General features: G+C 68.2%; 18 protein-coding genes. 12 read left to right on the forward strand and 6 right to left on the reverse strand.

All coding sequences use genetic code 11. From position 1 onward, the window contains the following. Nucleotides 1–44: 44 nt before the first annotated feature. Together BM365_RS02770 and BM365_RS02775 are read right to left on the reverse strand one after the other, a co-directional pair. The gene (locus BM365_RS02770) at nt 45–920 is read right to left on the reverse strand and encodes an alpha/beta hydrolase (protein ID WP_233210774.1); all 876 of its coding nucleotides are present in this window, start codon (nt 918–920) and stop codon (nt 45–47) included. Between the two features lie 74 nt (nt 921–994). Then, on the reverse strand, nt 995–1,615 hold the full coding sequence (locus BM365_RS02775; RefSeq protein WP_093486391.1) for a TetR/AcrR family transcriptional regulator: 621 nt from the start codon (nt 1,613–1,615) through the stop codon (nt 995–997). A gap of 215 nt (nt 1,616–1,830) precedes the next feature. Here BM365_RS02775 and BM365_RS02780 point away from each other — a divergent pair, with 215 nt between their 5' ends. Together BM365_RS02780 and BM365_RS02785 are read left to right on the forward strand one after the other, a co-directional pair. Further along, a complete protein-coding gene (locus tag BM365_RS02780) occupies nt 1,831–2,931 on the forward strand; it encodes a Glu/Leu/Phe/Val dehydrogenase dimerization domain-containing protein (protein ID WP_093486393.1) in 1,101 nt (366 codons plus the stop codon). Between the two features lie 55 nt (nt 2,932–2,986). After that, on the forward strand, nt 2,987–4,159 hold the full coding sequence (locus BM365_RS02785) for an isovaleryl-CoA dehydrogenase (protein ID WP_093486395.1): 1,173 nt from the start codon (nt 2,987–2,989) through the stop codon (nt 4,157–4,159). 60 nt (nt 4,160–4,219) lie between these two features. Here BM365_RS02785 and BM365_RS02790 read toward each other — a convergent pair whose 3' ends face one another. Then, a complete protein-coding gene (locus tag BM365_RS02790) occupies nt 4,220–5,008 on the reverse strand; it encodes a DUF2189 domain-containing protein (RefSeq protein ID WP_093486397.1) in 789 nt (262 codons plus the stop codon). Nucleotides 5,009–5,134: 126 nt separating this feature from the next. On the opposite strand from BM365_RS02790, the gene BM365_RS02795 reads away from it, so the two are divergent. From BM365_RS02795 to BM365_RS02825, 7 genes are all read left to right on the forward strand, one after another. Then, on the forward strand, nt 5,135–6,310 hold the full coding sequence (locus BM365_RS02795) for a thiolase family protein (RefSeq protein WP_093486399.1): 1,176 nt from the start codon (nt 5,135–5,137) through the stop codon (nt 6,308–6,310). Nucleotides 6,311–6,480: 170 nt separating this feature from the next. Beyond that, nucleotides 6,481–6,825: a hypothetical protein gene (locus tag BM365_RS02800; protein WP_056880473.1), complete on the forward strand. Its 345-nt coding sequence runs from the start codon at nt 6,481–6,483 to the stop codon at nt 6,823–6,825. Between the two features lie 163 nt (nt 6,826–6,988). Beyond that, entirely contained in the window at nt 6,989–7,366 is a 378-nt protein-coding gene (locus BM365_RS02805; protein ID WP_093486401.1) for a hypothetical protein, read from the forward strand. Nucleotides 7,367–7,487: 121 nt separating this feature from the next. Continuing rightward, complete coding sequence (locus BM365_RS02810) at nt 7,488–9,095, forward strand: carboxyl transferase domain-containing protein (RefSeq protein WP_093486403.1); 1,608 nt, start codon at nt 7,488–7,490, stop codon at nt 9,093–9,095. A 3-nt stretch (nt 9,096–9,098) separates the two neighbouring features. Beyond that, entirely contained in the window at nt 9,099–9,848 is a 750-nt protein-coding gene (locus BM365_RS02815; protein WP_093486405.1) for an SDR family oxidoreductase, read from the forward strand. A 168-nt stretch (nt 9,849–10,016) separates the two neighbouring features. Next, entirely contained in the window at nt 10,017–10,553 is a 537-nt protein-coding gene (locus BM365_RS02820; protein WP_093486407.1) for a bactofilin family protein, read from the forward strand. Further along, a complete protein-coding gene (locus BM365_RS02825; RefSeq protein WP_093486409.1) occupies nt 10,550–10,918 on the forward strand; it encodes a hypothetical protein in 369 nt (122 codons plus the stop codon). The genes BM365_RS02820 and BM365_RS02825 overlap by 4 nt, the downstream gene beginning before the upstream one ends. Before the next feature lie 10 nt (nt 10,919–10,928). Here the strand turns inward: BM365_RS02825 and BM365_RS02830 are convergent, their stop codons facing one another. From BM365_RS02830 to BM365_RS02840, 3 genes are read right to left on the reverse strand one after another with little or no spacing between them, the layout of a single operon-like run. Beyond that, nucleotides 10,929–11,180, reverse strand: coding sequence for a DUF6587 family protein (locus BM365_RS02830; RefSeq protein ID WP_093486411.1), 252 nt, complete (start codon nt 11,178–11,180; stop codon nt 10,929–10,931). A 3-nt stretch (nt 11,181–11,183) separates the two neighbouring features. Continuing rightward, the gene (gene feoB / locus BM365_RS02835; protein ID WP_093486413.1) at nt 11,184–13,049 is read right to left on the reverse strand and encodes a ferrous iron transport protein B; all 1,866 of its coding nucleotides are present in this window, start codon (nt 13,047–13,049) and stop codon (nt 11,184–11,186) included. Then, nucleotides 13,046–13,291: a FeoA family protein gene (locus tag BM365_RS02840; RefSeq protein ID WP_093486415.1), complete on the reverse strand. Its 246-nt coding sequence runs from the start codon at nt 13,289–13,291 to the stop codon at nt 13,046–13,048. Before BM365_RS02840 ends, feoB begins: the two co-directional genes overlap by 4 nt. 108 nt (nt 13,292–13,399) lie before the next feature. Between BM365_RS02840 and BM365_RS02845 the strand changes: the two genes are divergently transcribed. Genes BM365_RS02845 through BM365_RS02855 form a run of 3 tightly spaced genes read left to right on the forward strand, consistent with a single transcriptional unit; the run spans nt 13,400 to nt 16,597 of the window. Further along, nucleotides 13,400–14,200 (forward strand): enoyl-CoA hydratase-related protein, encoded by an 801-nt coding sequence (locus tag BM365_RS02845; RefSeq protein ID WP_093486417.1) that lies wholly within the window; start codon nt 13,400–13,402, stop codon nt 14,198–14,200. Nucleotides 14,201–14,204: 4 nt separating this feature from the next. Further along, the gene (locus BM365_RS02850; RefSeq protein WP_093486419.1) at nt 14,205–14,606 is read left to right on the forward strand and encodes a VOC family protein; all 402 of its coding nucleotides are present in this window, start codon (nt 14,205–14,207) and stop codon (nt 14,604–14,606) included. Further along, entirely contained in the window at nt 14,606–16,597 is a 1,992-nt protein-coding gene (locus BM365_RS02855) for an acetyl-CoA carboxylase biotin carboxylase subunit (RefSeq protein ID WP_093486421.1), read from the forward strand. Before BM365_RS02850 ends, BM365_RS02855 begins: the two co-directional genes overlap by 1 nt. Nucleotides 16,598–16,600 lie beyond the last annotated feature (3 nt).

Consider the following 16,600-nt stretch of genomic DNA (forward strand, 5'->3'; position numbering starts at 1 on the left):
CGAAGGGGCGCTGAGTCTAGCAAGCACCCCGATGCGGACAGCGCTCAACAGAGGCCGAACGGCAGCTCGCGCGTGGATACGACGCGCTGGCCGACGGTTTCGCCGCGCAGGAAGCGCAAGGCGGCATCAAGCGTTTCCGGCGCGATGGTCACGCGATGGTGGCCGAGCCCGTTCGTGCTGAGCAACGTGGCCTGCGGCCAGTAGCGCGCATAACGCTCGCCTTCGCACCACGGCACGTCGGTGTCTTCCAGGTCGTGCACGACCAGGCCGGGCCGCGCGATCTGCGGCGCGGTGGTCTGCGCGTGCAGGTCGCGGATGTCGTGCGCGGTGAGTTCCTGGTATTCGTCGAACAGCCGCCGGCTGAGGAACTGTGCCAGCCCCACCATGCCGCCGAAGCGGCGCGCGGCATCGAAAGGATCGGCGGCGGGCGCCAGCAGGATCACGCGCTCGGCCTGCAGCCCGCGCGCCATTGCGATCGCGCTCGCAGCGCCGCCGAGCGAATGACCGACGACGGCGGCCAGCGGACCGGTGTGGTCGGCGACCCGGGCGATCGCTTCGGCGAACATCGGCAGCGTGGCGCGGCGTCCGCTGCTGCGGCCATGCGCCGGCTGGTCGAACGTCACCACGGCATAGCCGGCGCGACGCAGCGGTTCCACCCACGGCAGGAAGCGCAGGCCGAAACTGGACCAGCCATGGGCCAGCAGCACGGTCGGTTCGCGGGCCGGATCGCCCCATGTATAGGTAGTCAGGCGTTCGCGGCCGAAGGCCAGTTCGCCCAGCCGCGCGCCGCCGGTGTCGGCCTGCCTGGCCCGCGTGCGGGCACCGGGCATCGGCGTGCAGAACAGCTGGAACGCCCGGGTCAGCGTGCTGCGAGGGGCCAACCAACTGCCGACGGCGAGACGGGCGCTCAGCAGGCGCAACGCGAGGGGTTTACGAACGGTCGTGCTATTTTGACGGACAGTGACAGCGGCCATGGCGGTGGACCTCGGGGGCGTCAGGCAGGGGTGGAGACAGCGGGGGCGCCGTAGGACGCCAGCAGGCGGTCCAGGGAACGGCGGGCGAGCAACGGTGCCTGTTCGGCGTCGTAAAGCCGGGCGTCGTGCAGGCCCTGGGCGACGGCGAACAGTTCGAACGCGAGCAGGACCGGATCGGTCTTTGGCGACAGCTCACCGGTGTCGATGCACATGCCGATCGCCTTGACCAATTGCTGGCGCAGCTGCAGCAGCCAATCGACGATGCGGTCGCGCAGCAGGCCCGGGCGGGCGTCGTACTCGTGGGCGGCGGCCAGAATGACGCAGCCATCCGGGTTGTCGCAGACCCACTGGAACCAGTGTTCCATGATGGCGCGCAGGCGCGGCAGGCCGCGCGGCTGGCTGATGGCCGGCCCGATCACGGCACGGGCGTAGCGCTCGGCCGTCCACTCCAGCACGGTCAGCTGCAGGTCTTCGCGGGAGCCGAAGTGGGCGAAGACGCCACTCTTCGACATGCCGGCGGCCGTGGCCAGCTCACCGATCGACAGGCCTTCCAACCCGTGCCGGGCAGCGATGTCGTAGGCCCGCGCGACGATCATCTCGCGGGTGGCATTGCCTTTGTGGGTGGCGGCCTGGGGACTCATGGTGACAGAAATAGCACGGTCGTTCGCTTCTCACAATAGGCCGGAGGTCACCCCGCCCCCAGGCGGCTGTCATCTCGCCGGAGGACGATTGGATTAAACTGGCGGCCAGCGACGACCACGGCGGAATCCGGAAACGTCGCTTTTTTCTTTTCTGACAACCCGTTAGCCGTGAAGGCAAGCCCGCGCCGGTTCCACCCGCGCACCGGAGCCCACCCATGATTTTCGAAACGCTCGACACCTCCGGCCACGAACAGGTCATCTTCTGCCACAACCCGGATGCCGGGTTGAAGGCCATCATCGCCATCCACAGCACCGTGCTCGGCCCGGCACTGGGCGGCGTGCGCATGCGGCCCTACGCCGACAGCGCGCTGGCGCTGACCGACGCACTGCGGCTGAGCCGCACCATGACCTACAAGAACGCGCTGGCCGGCCTGAACGTCGGCGGCGGCAAGGCCGTGATCATCGGCGACAGCAGCCAGGACAAGACCGAGGTGCTGTTCCGTTCCTTCGGCCGCTACGTGGACTCGCTGGGCGGCCGCTACATCACCGCCGAGGACGTCGGTACCGACGTCAACGACATGGAAAATGTCTATCGCGAGACCGAATACGTCGTCGGCGTGCACCAGGTGCATGGCGGCTCGGGCGACCCGGCCCCGTTCACCGCCTACGGTGCACTGCAGGGCCTGATGGCCACGCTGAACCGCAAGTTCGGCAACGAAGAGATCGGCAAGTACAGCTATGCCGTGCAGGGCCTGGGCCACATCGGCATGGAGTTCGTGAAACTGCTGAAGGAGCGCGGCGCCAAGCTGTTCGTCACCGACCTCAACCCGGCGCTGGTCGAGCACGCGGTGGAGGAGTACGGCGCCGAAGCGGTGAAGCCGGACGAGATCTACGACCTGCCGGTGGACGTGTTCAGCCCCTGCGCGCTGGAGTACGCGATCAACGAGCAGACCCTGCCCCGCCTGAAGGCGAAGGTGATCTGCGGCACCGCGAACAACCAGATGTCGCACGTGACCGGCGTGGAAGCGGCCAAGCGCGGCATCCTGTACGCACCGGACTACGCGGTGAACGCGGGCGGCGTGATGAATGTGTCGCTGGAGATCGACGGCTACAACCGCGAACGCGCGATGCGCATGATGCGGACGATCTACCACACGGTCGGCAAGATCTTCGACCTGGCCGAGAAGGAAGGCATCGCGCCGCAGTACGCGGCCGACCAGATCGCCGAGGCGCGCATGAAGGCCATCGGCAAGTTGAAGCTGCCGCTGGGCCGCACCGCGCCGCGCTTCATGGGCCACCTGCGCGGCGAGCACTGAGACCGAAGGCGTTACCGAAAACCTGGAAGTTGGGCCGCGGAGGAGGGAGGACCGAATGCGACCGGATACCGTCAGCGGGTTTCCGCTGGGCGAAGAGTTGGATGCGCTGCGCGAGGCCGTGCAGCGGTTCGCGCAGACCGAGATCGCGCCGCGTGCGGCGCAGATCGACCACGACAATGCGTTCCCGCAGGACCTGTGGCCCAAGCTGGGCGAGCTGGGCCTGCTGGGCATCACCGTCGACCCCGAGTTCGGCGGTAGCGGCATGGGCTATCTGGCCCACCTGGTCGCGATGGAGGAAATCTCGCGGGCGTCGGGTTCGGTCGGCCTGAGTTACGGCGCGCACTCCAACCTGTGCATGTCCAATCTCTACCTCAACGGCAACGCCGCCCAGCGCGCGAAGTACCTGCCGAAGCTGTCCAGCGGCGAGTGGAAAGGCGCGCTCGCGATGAGCGAACCCGGCGCCGGCTCCGACGTGGTCGGCTCGATGAGCTGCCGCGCCGAACTCTGGGATGGCGTCTGGGTCGCCAACGGCAACAAGATGTGGATCACCAACGGGCCGGAAGCCGACGTGCTGCTGGTCTACATGCGCACCGCGGGCAAGGATGCGGGCAGCAAGTGCATGACCGCCTTCATCGTCGAGCGCGGCATGAAGGGCTTCTCTACCGCGCAGAAGCTCGACAAGCTGGGCATGCGCGGCAGCAACACCTGCGAACTGGTGTTCGAGAACTGCGAGATCCCTGCCGAGAACGTGCTGGGCGAGGTCAACCAGGGCGTGCGCGTGCTGATGAGCGGCCTGAACACCGAGCGCTTGGTGCTGAGCGGCGGACCCATCGGCCTGATGCAGGCCGCGCTCGACATCACCCTGCCCTACGTGCGCGAGCGCAAGCAGTTCGACGCGGCCATCGGCACGTTCGGCCTGATGCAGGGCAAGCTGGCCGACATGTACACCGCGCTGCAGTCCAGCCGCGCCTTCGCCTACCAGGTGGCGCGCGGCTTCGACGAAGGCCAGGGTTCGCGCGCCGCGGCGGCAGGCTGCCTGCTGCACGCGTCGGAAGCCGCGGTGCAGGTGACGCTGGAAGCCATCCAGTCGCTGGGCGGCAACGGCTACATCAACGAGTACCCCGCCGGCCGCCTGTTGCGCGATGCGAAGCTCTACGCCATCGGCGCCGGGACGAATGAAATCCGCCGCATGCTGATTGGGCGGGAGTTGTTCGACGGTCGCGGTTGATCTGCCCGTCGTAGGGTGGGCCTTGGCCCACCATCTAGTGATGGCGGGCTGAAGCCCGCCCTACTTCGCACCAGCGCCATCCAGGGCTGGCCACGACGTTGCATCCAGCGTTTCCCGATAGGCGTGCCAACTGGCGTAGGCCAGCCAGGGCATCAGGATCGCCAACCCGAGTAGCGCGGTGGCGAAGCCGATCGCGGTCAGGGCGACCAGCACCAGGCCCCATACGGCCATCACGCCCTTGTTGCGCATCACGGCATGCACGCTGGAAACGGCGGCCGTGACCATGTCGACGTCGCGGTCGGCGATCATCGGCAGCGATAACGCGGTCACCGCGAACGTCAGCGCGGCGAACACCGCGCCGATGACCGAGCCCAGCGCCAGGAATTCCCAGAACGCACCCGGATCGCTTCCATCGAACGGGAAGAACGCGCTGACCATCATCCCGGCGCGCGACCACAGCAGGATGATCACCCCCTGCCCCAGCGCGAATACGCCCGCCTGCCCCAGTACGCGACGAGCGAGCACGAATGAATCGCGCAGGCGCGGCGTGCGCTCCTGCTCCAGCGCACGGCTCACGCAATACAGTCCTACGCAGATCAGCGGCGCGACGAACACGAACCCCGACAGCAGGGTCGCCAGCAGCGCGAACCGGCCCAGCACGAAGGCCAGCCACGAGATACCGGCGCTCACCAGCACGATTACTCCGCCAAACAGCAGCGACAGACCCGGCGCCCGGCGCAGGTCTCGCCAGCCGGCGCGCAGCCAGCGCCACGGCGCGCCCGCGTCCAGGGTCGCGCAGGGCACGACAAAGGCGCGCGGCACCGTGTCTGCGGACGGTTCTTCTGACATATAGCTCTCCCCTCCGGCCCGAGCATACGCCGCGTCGGGGCATGCGACCCTGTACGAACGGCCGATTTGCCCGCCGTCGGGCCGGGGCGGGATAATCGGGATCTCACTCCACGCGGGAAGTCCCCCATGTCCGACATCGTCATCGCCGCCGCCAAACGTACCGCCATCGGTTCGTTCCTTGGCCAGTTCAACGGCGTCCCCACCCCTACGCTGGGCGCGGCCGCCATCGCGGCGGCGCTGGAACAGTCGGGGATCCCGGCCGCGGACGTGTCCGAGGTCATCATGGGCTGCGTGCTGCCGGCCAACCTCGGCCAGGCACCCGCTCGCCAGGCCTCGCGCGCCGCCGGTATCCCGGACGCCGCAGGCGCCACGACCATCAACAAGGTCTGCGGCTCGGGCATGAAGGCCATCATGCTGGGCCATGACCTGATCAAGGCCGGGTCGGCCAGCATCGTGGTCGCCGGCGGCATGGAATCCATGAGCAATGCGCCGCACCTGATCCCCAACTCGCGCACCGGCAACCGCTACGGCAACTTCCAGGCGGTGGACCACATGGCGTGGGACGGCCTGACCAGCCCGTACGACGGCCAACCGATGGGCGTGTTCGCCGAGGCCACCGTAGCCAAGTTCGGCTTCACCCGCGAGGAGCAGGATGCCTACTCCATCGAATCGGTGACCCGCGCCCAGGCCGCGCAAGCCTCCGGCGCGTTCGATGGCGAGATCGTCCCGGTCAAGGTCGCGACCCGCAAGGGCGAGGTCGAGGTGGCCACCGACGAGCAGCCGGGCAAGTCCGACATCGCCAAGATCCCGACCCTCAAGCCCGCCTTCAAGAAGGACGGCAGCGTCACCGCTGCCAGCTCGTCCAGCATCTCCGACGGCGCCGCCGCGACGGTCCTGCTGAGCGCCGACGAAGCCGCCAAGCGCGGCCTGCAGCCGTTGGCGAAGATCGTCGGCCATGCCACCTATTCGCAGGCACCGGAATGGTTCACCACCGCGCCGGTCGCCGCCATCGACAAGCTGCTGAAGCAGGTCGGCTGGACGGTGGACCAGGTGGACCTGTTCGAGGTCAATGAAGCGTTCGCCGTGGTGGCGATGGCGCCGATCAAGGAACTGGGCATCCCACACGCCAAGGTCAACGTCAACGGCGGCGCCTGTGCGCTCGGCCATCCGATCGGCGCGTCCGGTGCCCGCCTGGTGGTGACCCTGATCAACGCGCTGCGTGTCCGTGGCCTCAAGCGCGGCATCGCCACCCTGTGCATCGGCGGTGGCGAAGCGACCGCGATCGCGGTCGAGGTGGCCTGAGGTTTTGCGCAGTTTGGGGCGAAGGCGCGCGCGTTTTCCTTCGCCCCATAGGGTTTAACAACGGATTGACAAAGATAACCGGCCAACCGCTTGACAGCGGTAATGGGCTTGTCATCATGTTGCAGGCGCGCAATTGCGCGTTGCCTAACTAACGACGAGGAAATGCAAAGATGACCATGAACAAGGCTCTGATCGCGCTGGCTCTGGGTTTCGCCCTGGCTGCGTGCTCGAACCAGGAGCAGGCTGCTGACGCCGCCGCTGACGCCGCTGCCGCTTCGACCGAAGCCCAGGCTGCTGCCGACGCCTCCGCCGCCGCTGGCGAAGCCACCGCCGACGCCGCCCAGCAGTCGGCCGACGCCGCTGCCGCTGCCGCCGACGCTGCTTCGACCGCCGCGACCGACGCTGCTGCCGCCACCACCGGCGAAGCCGCTGACGCTGCTGCCGACGCCGCTGCCCAGGCTGCTGACACCGCCGAAGCTGCGACCGACGCTGCCAAGGAAGCCACCAAGCAGTAATCTGCTGGCGGTTGCCTGATTTAGCGTTAAACTGAAGAAGCCGCCAGTTCGCTGGCGGCTTTTTCTGTATCCGGGTCCGGCATCCCGGTTCGGCCTCCTCAACGGACGAACACGTCGCCTTCCCGGCGCCACCTTCCACACACATACCGATTTGGGGATCCACATGAAGATCAAGAGCACCGTCCTGCTGGTCGCCGCCGTCCTGGCCCTGAGCGCCTGCACGAAGAGCGAGTCCACCGACGCCGCTGCCGCCGACGCCGCCGCTGCCGCCGACCAGGCCGCCGCTGCCGCTGGTGACGCTGCCACCGCCGCTGGCGACGCCGCTGCTGCCGCCGGCGACGCCGCCGCTGCCGCGACCTCCGACGCCGCTGCTGCCGCGACCGCCGCCGCTGGCGACGCCGCCGCCGCGACCGAAGCCGCTGCCACCGACGCTGCCGCCGCCGCTGCTTCGGCCACCGCCGACGCCGCCCAGGCGACCGCCGACAAGGCTGCTGAAGTGGCCGACAAGGCCGAAGCCAAGGCTGAAGAAGTCAAGAAGTAATCGACTCGCCTTCGCGCGAATCGGAAAGGGCCCGCGCAAGCGGGCCTTTTCTTTTGCACTGCGGTTTGGCGCATGCCGGGCTTTGTGGTCTGATGCCGCCTTTCCCGCTTTCGCGTGCCGCATGCCTGCCATCGCTTCGCAACTCGATCCGCGCTCGCCCGACTTCACCGCTAACGCGGCCTACCACCGGGTGCTGGTGCAGGAACTGGACCGCCGGCTCGCGCGTGCCGCCGACGGTGGCGGCGAGAAAGCGCGCGGCAAGCACACCGAGCGCGGCAAGCTGCTTGCGCGTGATCGCATCACCGCCCTACTCGACCCGGGTTCGCCGTTCCTGGAGATCGCACCGCTCGCCGCCGAAGACATGTACGACGGCGCGGCGCCTTCGGCGGGCATGGTGTGCGGCATCGGCAGGGTGATGGGGCTGGAAGTGGTCGTCGTCGCCAACGATGCCACCGTCAAGGGCGGCACCTATTTCCCGATGACGGTGAAGAAGCACCTGCGCGCGCAGGAAATCGCGCGCGAGAACCGGCTACCGTGCATCTACCTGGTCGACTCCGGCGGCGCGTTCCTGCCGCTGCAGGACGAGGTCTTCCCGGACCGTGAGCACTTCGGCCGCATCTTCTACAACCAGGCACGGCTCAGCGCGGAGAACATCCCGCAGATCGCGGTGGTGATGGGCAGCTGCACCGCCGGCGGCGCCTACGTGCCGGCGATGTGCGACGAGAGCGTCATCGTTCGCGAGCAAGGCACGATCTTCCTCGGCGGCCCGCCGTTGGTGAAGGCCGCCACCGGCGAAGTGGTGGATGCCGAAGCGCTCGGCGGCGCCGACGTGCACACCAGTGTGTCCGGCGTGGCCGACCACTTCGCCGAGGACGACCGCCATGCGCTGGAGATCGCGCGCGGCATCGTCGGCCACCTCAACCGGCGCAAGCCCGTTCCGGTCGCCGTGCGCGAAGCACGCGAGCCGCTTTACGCCGCCGAAGAGCTCTACGGCATCGTGCCGAAGGATACGCGCCGACCGTTCGACATCCGCGAGGTCATCGCCCGCATCACCGACGGTAGCGAACTGGACGAATTCAAGGCGCGCTACGGCAAGACGCTGGTCACCGGCTTCGCCCATCTGCACGGCTATCCCGTCGGCATCATCGCCAACAACGGCATCCTGTTCGGCGAGAGCGCGCTCAAGGGCGCGCACTTCATCGAGCTGTGCAACCAGCGCGGCATTCCGCTGGTGTTCCTGCAGAACATCACCGGCTTCATGGTCGGTCGCAAGTACGAGAACGCCGGCATCGCCAAGGACGGGGCGAAGATGGTCACCGCGGTCGCGTGCTCCTCTGTACCCAAGTTCACCGTCGTGATCGGCGGGAGCTTCGGCGCGGGCAACTACGCCATGTGCGGTCGCGCCTACGGCGCGCGCTTCCTGTGGATGTGGCCGAACGCGCGTATCAGCGTGATGGGCGGTGAGCAGGCTGCCAGCGTGCTGGCCACGGTGAAGCGCGACGGGATCGAGGCGGCGGGCAAGACGTGGTCGCCCGAGGATGAGGACGCATTCAAGGCGCCGATCCGCGAGCAATACGAAAGCCAGGGCAGCCCGTGGTATGCCACGGCCCGCTTGTGGGACGACGGCATCATCGACCCCGCCGACACGCGCCGCGTGCTGGGCCTGGGCATTTCGGCGTCGCTCAATGCGCCGATCGAGCCGGCGAAGTTCGGCGTGTTCCGGATGTAGTCGATGGCATCGCAGGTGATTCTCGTCACCGGAGGGAGTCGCGGCATCGGTGCGGCGACGGCCTTGCTGGCGGCCGAACGCGGTTACGCGGTTGGCGTGAACTACCGTCGCGATGCGGATGCGGCGGCTTCCATCGTGCAGCGGATCACCGCGACCGGCGGCCGTGCGGTCGCCTTGCAAGCCGACGTGTCGGACGAAGCAGAGGTGGTCGCCATGCTCGCTCGGCTGGACGAGACACTGGGGCCGGTGACCGCACTGGTCAACAACGCCGGCATCCTGGAAACGCAGATGCGCGTGGACGCGATGGACGCTGCCCGCATCGGCCGCATCCTCGCCACCAACGTCACCGGCACCCTGCTCTGCTGCCGCGAAGCGGTGCGACGGATGTCCGCCCGTCACGGCGGCGCCGGCGGTGCGATCGTCAATGTATCGTCTGTCGCGGCGAAGACCGGCTCGCCGGGCGAGTACGTCGACTACGCCGCATCCAAGGGCGCAATGGATTCATTGACTGTGGGCCTGGCACAGGAAGTCGCGCAGGAAGGGATACGCGTCAACGCGGTCCGACCGGGCTTCATCTACACCGACATGCACGCCGACGGTGGCGAGCCCGGACGGGTCGAGCGGGTCAAGGCCTTCGTGCCGATGCGGCGCGGCGGCCAGCCCGAGGAAGTGGCGGAAGCCATCCTGTGGCTGCTGTCCGCGCAAGCGGCCTATTCGACGGGCACCTTCATCGATGTCGCCGGCGGGCGCTGAGTCCTGCCCCACTTCAGACATGTGAGAGGCGCGTCGACAACTCCGGCTGGCAGGTGAACCGGTGCGACGCGGACGATGTGGCATTGCCGTTTGGCAGGCGTGATCACAACGTGAGGGCCCCGTCATTGGCGATAGTCCAGCGTCCACGTCCCCCGGAGCATCCCCTGCATGTCCATCTGGAAAGACCAAGGCCCCGCGAAAAAAGAGGCCACGCCGCCCGTCCCCGAGCCCACGCCCGCCGCTGTGCGTGAGGCGCCGGCCGTCGCCGACTTCTCGCCCACCGTGACCGCTCCCCCCGGCACGCGCGCGCCCGAGCGGGCACCGCAGGAGGCGTTGAAGGAATCGCTGATCGCTTCCGACCTGACCATCGAAGGCAAGATCGAGGGTACGGGCCACATCCGCATCGCCGGCAAGTTCAAGGGCGACGTCAACGTGCAGGGCGACCTGACCATCGAGACCGGCGCGAAGCTCAATGGCGGCGTGCGGGCGAAGAAGGTCACCATCGCCGGCGAACTCGAGGGCAACATCGAATCGGCTGCGCGCGTCGAACTGCTCGCCTCCGGCGTGCTGATCGGCGACGTCAAGGCCGGTTCGCTCACCGTCGCCGCGGGTTCGCGGATGCGCGGTCAGGCCGATTTCGGCTGGGACGAAGTCGCCAGCAAGGGCGGCAAGTCAGGCGGTACGGAGTCCGGCGCCGCCGCATGAGCCAACCCCGCCCTGGCAGTGCCGGCGCCACCCGCACCTGCCCGCACTGCAAGGCGACCATCCTGGAGAGCGCGGCGGTCTGTCCCGGCTGCCGCCACCACCTGCGCTTCGAACCGGGCGCGGGCGCCAACGCGGCGCCTGCGCTCACTCCGCTACGCATTGAAGGCACGCTGCAGCCGCCCGCCGAAGGCGCGGCCTGGGAGTACAGCGTGGTCCTGTCCATACGCAACGACCGCGGCGAAGAAGTGACCCGCCAGGTGGTGGGCGTCGGCGCGATGCAGCCGCACGAGCAGCGCAGCTTCGTCCTGTCGGTCGAGCTCAACCCTGCCACGGGCAAGGCCGCAGGCCGCCGCACGCGGCACTGACGTCGCGGGATCAGTTTTTCTTGTCAGGTCCGCAACTGTTGCAGCCGCCACACGCGGCATCGCTGGCAGACGATCCCGCAGGCGCGATCCAGCGCCCCAGCATGCGTTGCCAGTTCGCATTCCCTTCGCGCAGCAACGGCAGCGCCACCGCGATCCGCGCCTTGCGCAGCGGACCGGGGAATTGCTTCTTCAGCACGACCCACACGCTGGCCACCACCAGGATGGCGATGACGGCGTATTGCAGTGCGAGCGAGACATCCATGGCTCAGCCGCCGCCCAGGGCGCTGGCCACCTGGTAAGTCACCAGCGAGGCCAGGTACGCCAGCGCGAACAGGTAGAACGTCGCGAAGCCCATCTGCTTCCACGAGTTGGTCTCGCGCTTGATCGTCGCCAGCGTGGAGATGCACATCGGCGCGTAGATGAACCAGACCAGCAATGACAGCGCGGTGGCCAGCGACCAGCCGTCGCTGATCACCGGCGTCAGCGCCTGGATCGCTGCGTCGTCGTCGGCGGCAGAGAGCGCATAGATCGTGGCCAGCGAAGACACGGCGACTTCGCGCGCCGCCAGGCCGGGAATCAGCGCGATGCATATCTGCCAGTTGAAGCCCAGCGGCGAGAAGAAGACCGCCATGGCATGGCCGATACGGCCTGCGAAGCTGTAGTCGATCGCCGGCCCGATCGCGCCTTCCGGCGGTGCCGGGAAGTTGAGCAGGAACCAGAGCAGGATGGTCAGCGCCAGGATGATCCCGCCGACGCGCTTGAGGAAGATCATCGCGCGCTCCCACAGGCCGATCAGCAGGTCGCGCGGGTGCGGAATGCGGTACGAAGGCAGTTCCAGCAGCAGCGCATGCTCGCTTTTGTCGCGACGCCACTTCTTCATCACCCAGGACACGATCAACGCGCTGACGATACCGGCGGCATACAGGCCGAACAGCACCAGGCCTTGCTGGTTGAAGACGCCCCAGACGGTCTTTTGCGGAATGAACGCACCGATCAGCAGCGCGTAGACCGGCAGCCGCGCCGAGCAGGTCATCAGCGGTGCGACCAGGATCGTCGCCAGGCGATCACGCGGGTCCTGGATGCTGCGGGTGGCCATGATGCCGGGGATGGCGCAGGCGAAGCTCGAGAGCAGCGGAATGAACGAACGACCCGACAGACCCGCCGAGGCCATCATGCGGTCGAGCAGGAACGCCGCGCGCGGGAGGTAGCCGCTTTCCTCTAGCGCGAGGATGAAGGCGAACAGGATCAGGATCTGCGGCAGGAACACGATCACGCCGCCGAGGCCCGCGATGATGCCGTCCACCAGCAGGCTGTTGAGCGGTCCTTCCGGCAGGAAGGCCCCGGCCCACTCGCCCAGCGCGCCCGTGCCCGCTTCGATCAGGTCCATCAGCGGCGTGGCCCAGGCGTAGACGGCCTGGAAGATCAGGAACATCACCACCGCCAGTGCCAGCAAACCGAACACCGGATGCAGCAACCAGCGGTCCAACGCATCGTCGATCTTTGCGGTGCGGGTCGGCATGCTGACCGCCAACGACAGCAGGCGGCGCGTCTCGGCGTGGATATCCGCGCCTTCGGCGAGACGCGCGGTGGGTTCGTGTGGGTGCGCCGCCGTGCGGTCGATCTGCTCGATGAGTGCGCGCGCGCCGTTGTGCTTCACGGCCACGGTCTCGACGACCGGCACGCCCAGTTCGCGTTCCAGCGCGGCGAGATCGATGGCGATGCCACGACGCTGCGCGGCATCCATCATGTTCACCGCGAGGATCATCGGCTTGCCGAGTTCCCGCACTTCCAATGCGAAGCGCAGGTGCAGGCGCAGGTTGGTCGCGTCGACGACGCAGACGAGCACGTCGGGCGCGGCTTCGCCCGGATAGAAGCCGCGGCAGACATCGCGGGTGACGGCCTCGTCCAGGCTGGCCGCGTGCAGGCTGTACGCACCCGGCAGATCGAGCACGGCGTACTGGCGGCCGGATGCGGCGGAATGCAGGCGGCCTTCCTTGCGCTCCACGGTCACGCCGGCGTAGTTGGCGACCTTCTGCCGGCTGCCGGTCAGCTGGTTGAACAGCGCGGTCTTGCCGCAGTTCGGGTTGCCGACCAGCGCCAACCGCAACGTCGAGGCTTCCGCCGCGCTCATACGCCCGCTCCGTTGCGCAGGCGGATGCGCGCGGCTTCGGAGCGGCGCAGCGCGAAACGGGTGAAGCCCACCTGCACCAGCAGCGGCTCGGCGCCCAGCGGGCCCTTCGCGACCACTTCCACTTCCTCGCCGTTGACGAAGCCCAGTTCGCGCAAGCGACGGGCGATCGAATCCTGGGGACCGTGGTCTTCCACGGTGTCAACGATGGCGGGGGTACGCGAAGGCAGCTGTGTCAGGATCACGCCGGGCTCTCAAATGCGAACTATTCTCATTGTAGCATCGCCGCAGTGCAGGAAGGCCGCAACGCAGCGTGCCGTTATCATTCGGCGACTTCGCAAGGAACGGTCGCAATGGCGGAATTCCCGCAGGAACACCCCTTCGTGCTGGAACGCACCGGCGCCATCGCCCGCCTGCGGCTGGACCGCCCCGCCCTCCACAACGCCTTCGACGCAGGCCTGATCCTGGCCCTGACCGCCGCACTGGAGCAGCTGGCGACGGATGCCGACGTGCGCGTGGTCGTGCTCGAAGGCAGCGGTGCCTCGTTTTCCGCTGGCGCCGACCTGAACTGGATGCGCGGCATGGCCTCGGCCAGCGAGGCCGAGAACCGCGAAGACGCTCTTGCCCTCGCCCGCCTCATGCGTACGCTGGACGAACTGCCCAAGCCGACGATCGCCCGCGTGCACGGCGCGGCTTTCGGTGGCGGCGTGGGACTGGTCGCCTGCTGCGATATCGCCATCGGCGTGCCGACCGCGAAGTTCGGCCTGACCGAAAGCAAGCTGGGCCTGCTGCCGGCGGTGATTTCGCCCTACGTGATCGCCGCGATCGGTGCGCGCGAGGCGCGTCGCTGGTTCGCGACCGCGGAGATCTTCGATGCGGCCACCGCGTTGCGGATCGGCCTGCTGCATGACGTCGTCGAAGCAGAGGCGCTCGATGCCGCCATCGAGCGGCAGATCGCCCTCTTGCTGAAGGCCGGACCGCAGGCCGCTGCCGGGGCGAAGCGGCTGGTCGCGCGCATCGCGTCCATGACCGACCGGGACCGCGCCGACAGCGACAACGCCGATCTGATTGCCCGCCTGCGGGTCTCACCCGAGGGACAGGAAGGCCTGTCCGCCTTCCTCGACAAACGCGCGCCCGGCTGGGCCAAGGAATGAATCGATGATCGATCACTTGGGCATCGAAGTTGCCGATTACGCGCGGAGCCGCGCGTTCTACACGCGTGTGCTCGCCACGCTCGGCTACGGCGTCGTCATGGAGGTCACGCGCGAGATGAGTGGCGGCTATGAAGGCTGCGGTTTCGGTCCGCCCAACCGCCCCCATTTCTGGGTCGGCAAAGGCAGCGGCGAGCCCGGTCGTGGATCGCATATCGCGTTCACTGCAGGCAACCGCGCGCAGGTGGACGCCTTTCACGCCGAAGCGCTGGCCGCCGGCGCACGCGACAACGGCGCGCCCGGCCTGCGCGCGCATTACCACCCGAACTACTACGGCGCCTTCGCCATCGATCCGGACGGCCACAACATCGAAGCCGTCTGCCACCTGCCCGCGGATACCGACGCCTGATGTTCTCCAAGATCCTGATCGCCAACCGCGGCGAAATCGCCTGCCGCGTCATCCTTACCTGTCGCCGGCTCGGCATCGCCACCGTGGCCGTGTACTCCGAGGCCGACGCCGACGCGCAGCACGTGCGCCAGGCGGACGAGGCCTATCTGATCGGCGGCCCGCGACCGGCGGAGAGCTACCTGCGCGGTGACGCGGTCATTGCCGCGGCCAAGGAAGCGGGCGCGCAAGCCATCCACCCCGGCTACGGCTTCCTGTCCGAGAACGCGGACTTCGCCGACGCCGTCGCCGCGGCAGGCCTGGTGTTCATCGGTCCTTCCGGGGCATCGATGCGCAAGATGGGCAGCAAGGCCGGCGCGAAGGAGCTGATGGCGGCAGCAGGCGTACCCGTGGTGCCGGGCTACACTGGCGAGGACCAGTCGCCGAACACGCTGTCACGCGAAGCGGCACGCATCGGCTTCCCGCTGATGATCAAGGCGGCCCACGGCGGCGGCGGCAAGGGCATGCGTGTCGTGCACCGGCTGGAGGATTTCATCGGCCAGTTGGAGAGCTGCCAGCGCGAAGCCGCCAATGCCTTCGGCCGTGACCGTGTGCTGCTGGAGCGCTACGTGTCGTCGCCGCGCCACATCGAGATCCAGGTGTTCGCCGATGCGCACGGCCACACGTTGCATCTCAACGAACGCGAGTGCTCGGCACAGCGCCGCTACCAGAAGGTGCTCGAGGAATCGCCCTCACCCTTCCTGACCCCGGCGCTGCGTATCGCGATGGGCGATGCTGCGGTGAAGGCCGCGCAGGCGATCGACTACGTCAACGCGGGCACGGTGGAATTCATCGTCGATCCCGACGGCCAGTTCTACTTCATGGAGATCAACACCCGCCTGCAGGTGGAGCATCCGGTCACCGAACTGGTCACCGGCCTCGACCTGGTGGAATGGCAGTTGCGCGTCGCCGCGGGCGAGCCGTTGCCGCTGGCGCAGGACGATATCCGCCAGCAGGGCCACGCGATCGAAGTGCGTCTTTATGCCGAAGATCCGGAGGCCGGCTTCCTGCCCGGCTCCGGCCGTCTCGAACGCCTCGCGCTTCCTGTACCGGCACCGGGCATCCGGATCGATGCCGGCGTGGTGGAAGGCGATACGGTGACGATCTTCTACGATCCGATGATCGCCAAGCTCATCGTCCACGGCGCCGACCGCCCCGAAGCCCTCGGCCGCCTGCGCGACGCTCTGTCCCAGTGCGATATCGCGGGCCCCAAATCCAACATCGCCTTTCTGGAGCGGCTCGCGCGCCACCCGGCCGTCACCGAGGGCCGGATCGACACCGGCTACCTCGACCGGCATCTGGACGAGTTCATGCCGTCGGCGACGTTGCCGAACGGACATCGCGTCGCCATCGCCGTGGCCGAGTTGCTGCGCCAGGAAACCGAGGCGCAGGCCACCGCCGCGCGCAGCGGCGAACCCGGCTCGCCCTGGGCGGTCACCGATGGCTGGCGGCTGGGCCACGCGGGCGCCCGCCCGCTGGCCTTCCAGTACCGGGGAGAAGCCTGGGAAGGCCGGGCGCACGGCCACGGTGGACGCTACCGGGTCGACCTGGACGACGGCCAGCATGACGTGGAGGCCGCCCAGCTGACCGGCGGCCTGCTCGGTTTGCGTATTCATGGGCAGGCGCGGCGATTCCGCGTCCTGCGGCACGGCACCCGCCTGACGCTGCACGATGGGGAACAACGGACGACGGTGGAGACGGTGCCGGTTTATCGGCGCGCGGATGCGGCCGAGGCGTCGAGCAGCGGGAAGATCGTCGCGCCGATGCCGGGGCGCGTGGTGCTGGTGAAGGCGCGGCCAGGGGATGCGGTGGTGGCCGGACAGGAGTTGCTGGTGATGGAAGCGATGAAAATGGAGCTTGCCGTCAAGGCACCGCGCGATGGCGTGGTGGCTGAAGTGCGCGCCGCGGCGGGCGACTTCGTCGAGGCCGACACCGTCCTCGTGGCGCTGGAATGAGGG

This window comes from Pseudoxanthomonas sp. YR558, assembly GCF_900116385.1.
In the GTDB taxonomy this organism is placed as follows: domain Bacteria; phylum Pseudomonadota; class Gammaproteobacteria; order Xanthomonadales; family Xanthomonadaceae; genus Pseudoxanthomonas_A.

Coding starts and splice junctions, on each gene's coding strand:
- BM365_RS02775 (WP_093486391.1), bottom strand. CDS start 1,615: ATGAGTCCCCAGGCCGCCACCCACAAAGGCAATGCCACCCGCGAGATG.
- BM365_RS02780 (WP_093486393.1), top strand. CDS start 1,831: ATGATTTTCGAAACGCTCGACACCTCCGGCCACGAACAGGTCATCTTC.
- BM365_RS02785 (WP_093486395.1), top strand. CDS start 2,987: ATGCGACCGGATACCGTCAGCGGGTTTCCGCTGGGCGAAGAGTTGGAT.
- BM365_RS02790 (WP_093486397.1), bottom strand. CDS start 5,008: ATGTCAGAAGAACCGTCCGCAGACACGGTGCCGCGCGCCTTTGTCGTG.
- BM365_RS02795 (WP_093486399.1), top strand. CDS start 5,135: ATGTCCGACATCGTCATCGCCGCCGCCAAACGTACCGCCATCGGTTCG.
- BM365_RS02800 (WP_056880473.1), top strand. CDS start 6,481: ATGACCATGAACAAGGCTCTGATCGCGCTGGCTCTGGGTTTCGCCCTG.
- BM365_RS02805 (WP_093486401.1), top strand. CDS start 6,989: ATGAAGATCAAGAGCACCGTCCTGCTGGTCGCCGCCGTCCTGGCCCTG.
- BM365_RS02810 (WP_093486403.1), top strand. CDS start 7,488: ATGCCTGCCATCGCTTCGCAACTCGATCCGCGCTCGCCCGACTTCACC.
- BM365_RS02815 (WP_093486405.1), top strand. CDS start 9,099: ATGGCATCGCAGGTGATTCTCGTCACCGGAGGGAGTCGCGGCATCGGT.
- BM365_RS02820 (WP_093486407.1), top strand. CDS start 10,017: ATGTCCATCTGGAAAGACCAAGGCCCCGCGAAAAAAGAGGCCACGCCG.
- BM365_RS02825 (WP_093486409.1), top strand. CDS start 10,550: ATGAGCCAACCCCGCCCTGGCAGTGCCGGCGCCACCCGCACCTGCCCG.
- BM365_RS02830 (WP_093486411.1), bottom strand. CDS start 11,180: ATGGATGTCTCGCTCGCACTGCAATACGCCGTCATCGCCATCCTGGTG.
- feoB (WP_093486413.1), bottom strand. CDS start 13,049: ATGAGCGCGGCGGAAGCCTCGACGTTGCGGTTGGCGCTGGTCGGCAAC.
- BM365_RS02845 (WP_093486417.1), top strand. CDS start 13,400: ATGGCGGAATTCCCGCAGGAACACCCCTTCGTGCTGGAACGCACCGGC.
- BM365_RS02850 (WP_093486419.1), top strand. CDS start 14,205: ATGATCGATCACTTGGGCATCGAAGTTGCCGATTACGCGCGGAGCCGC.
- BM365_RS02855 (WP_093486421.1), top strand. CDS start 14,606: ATGTTCTCCAAGATCCTGATCGCCAACCGCGGCGAAATCGCCTGCCGC.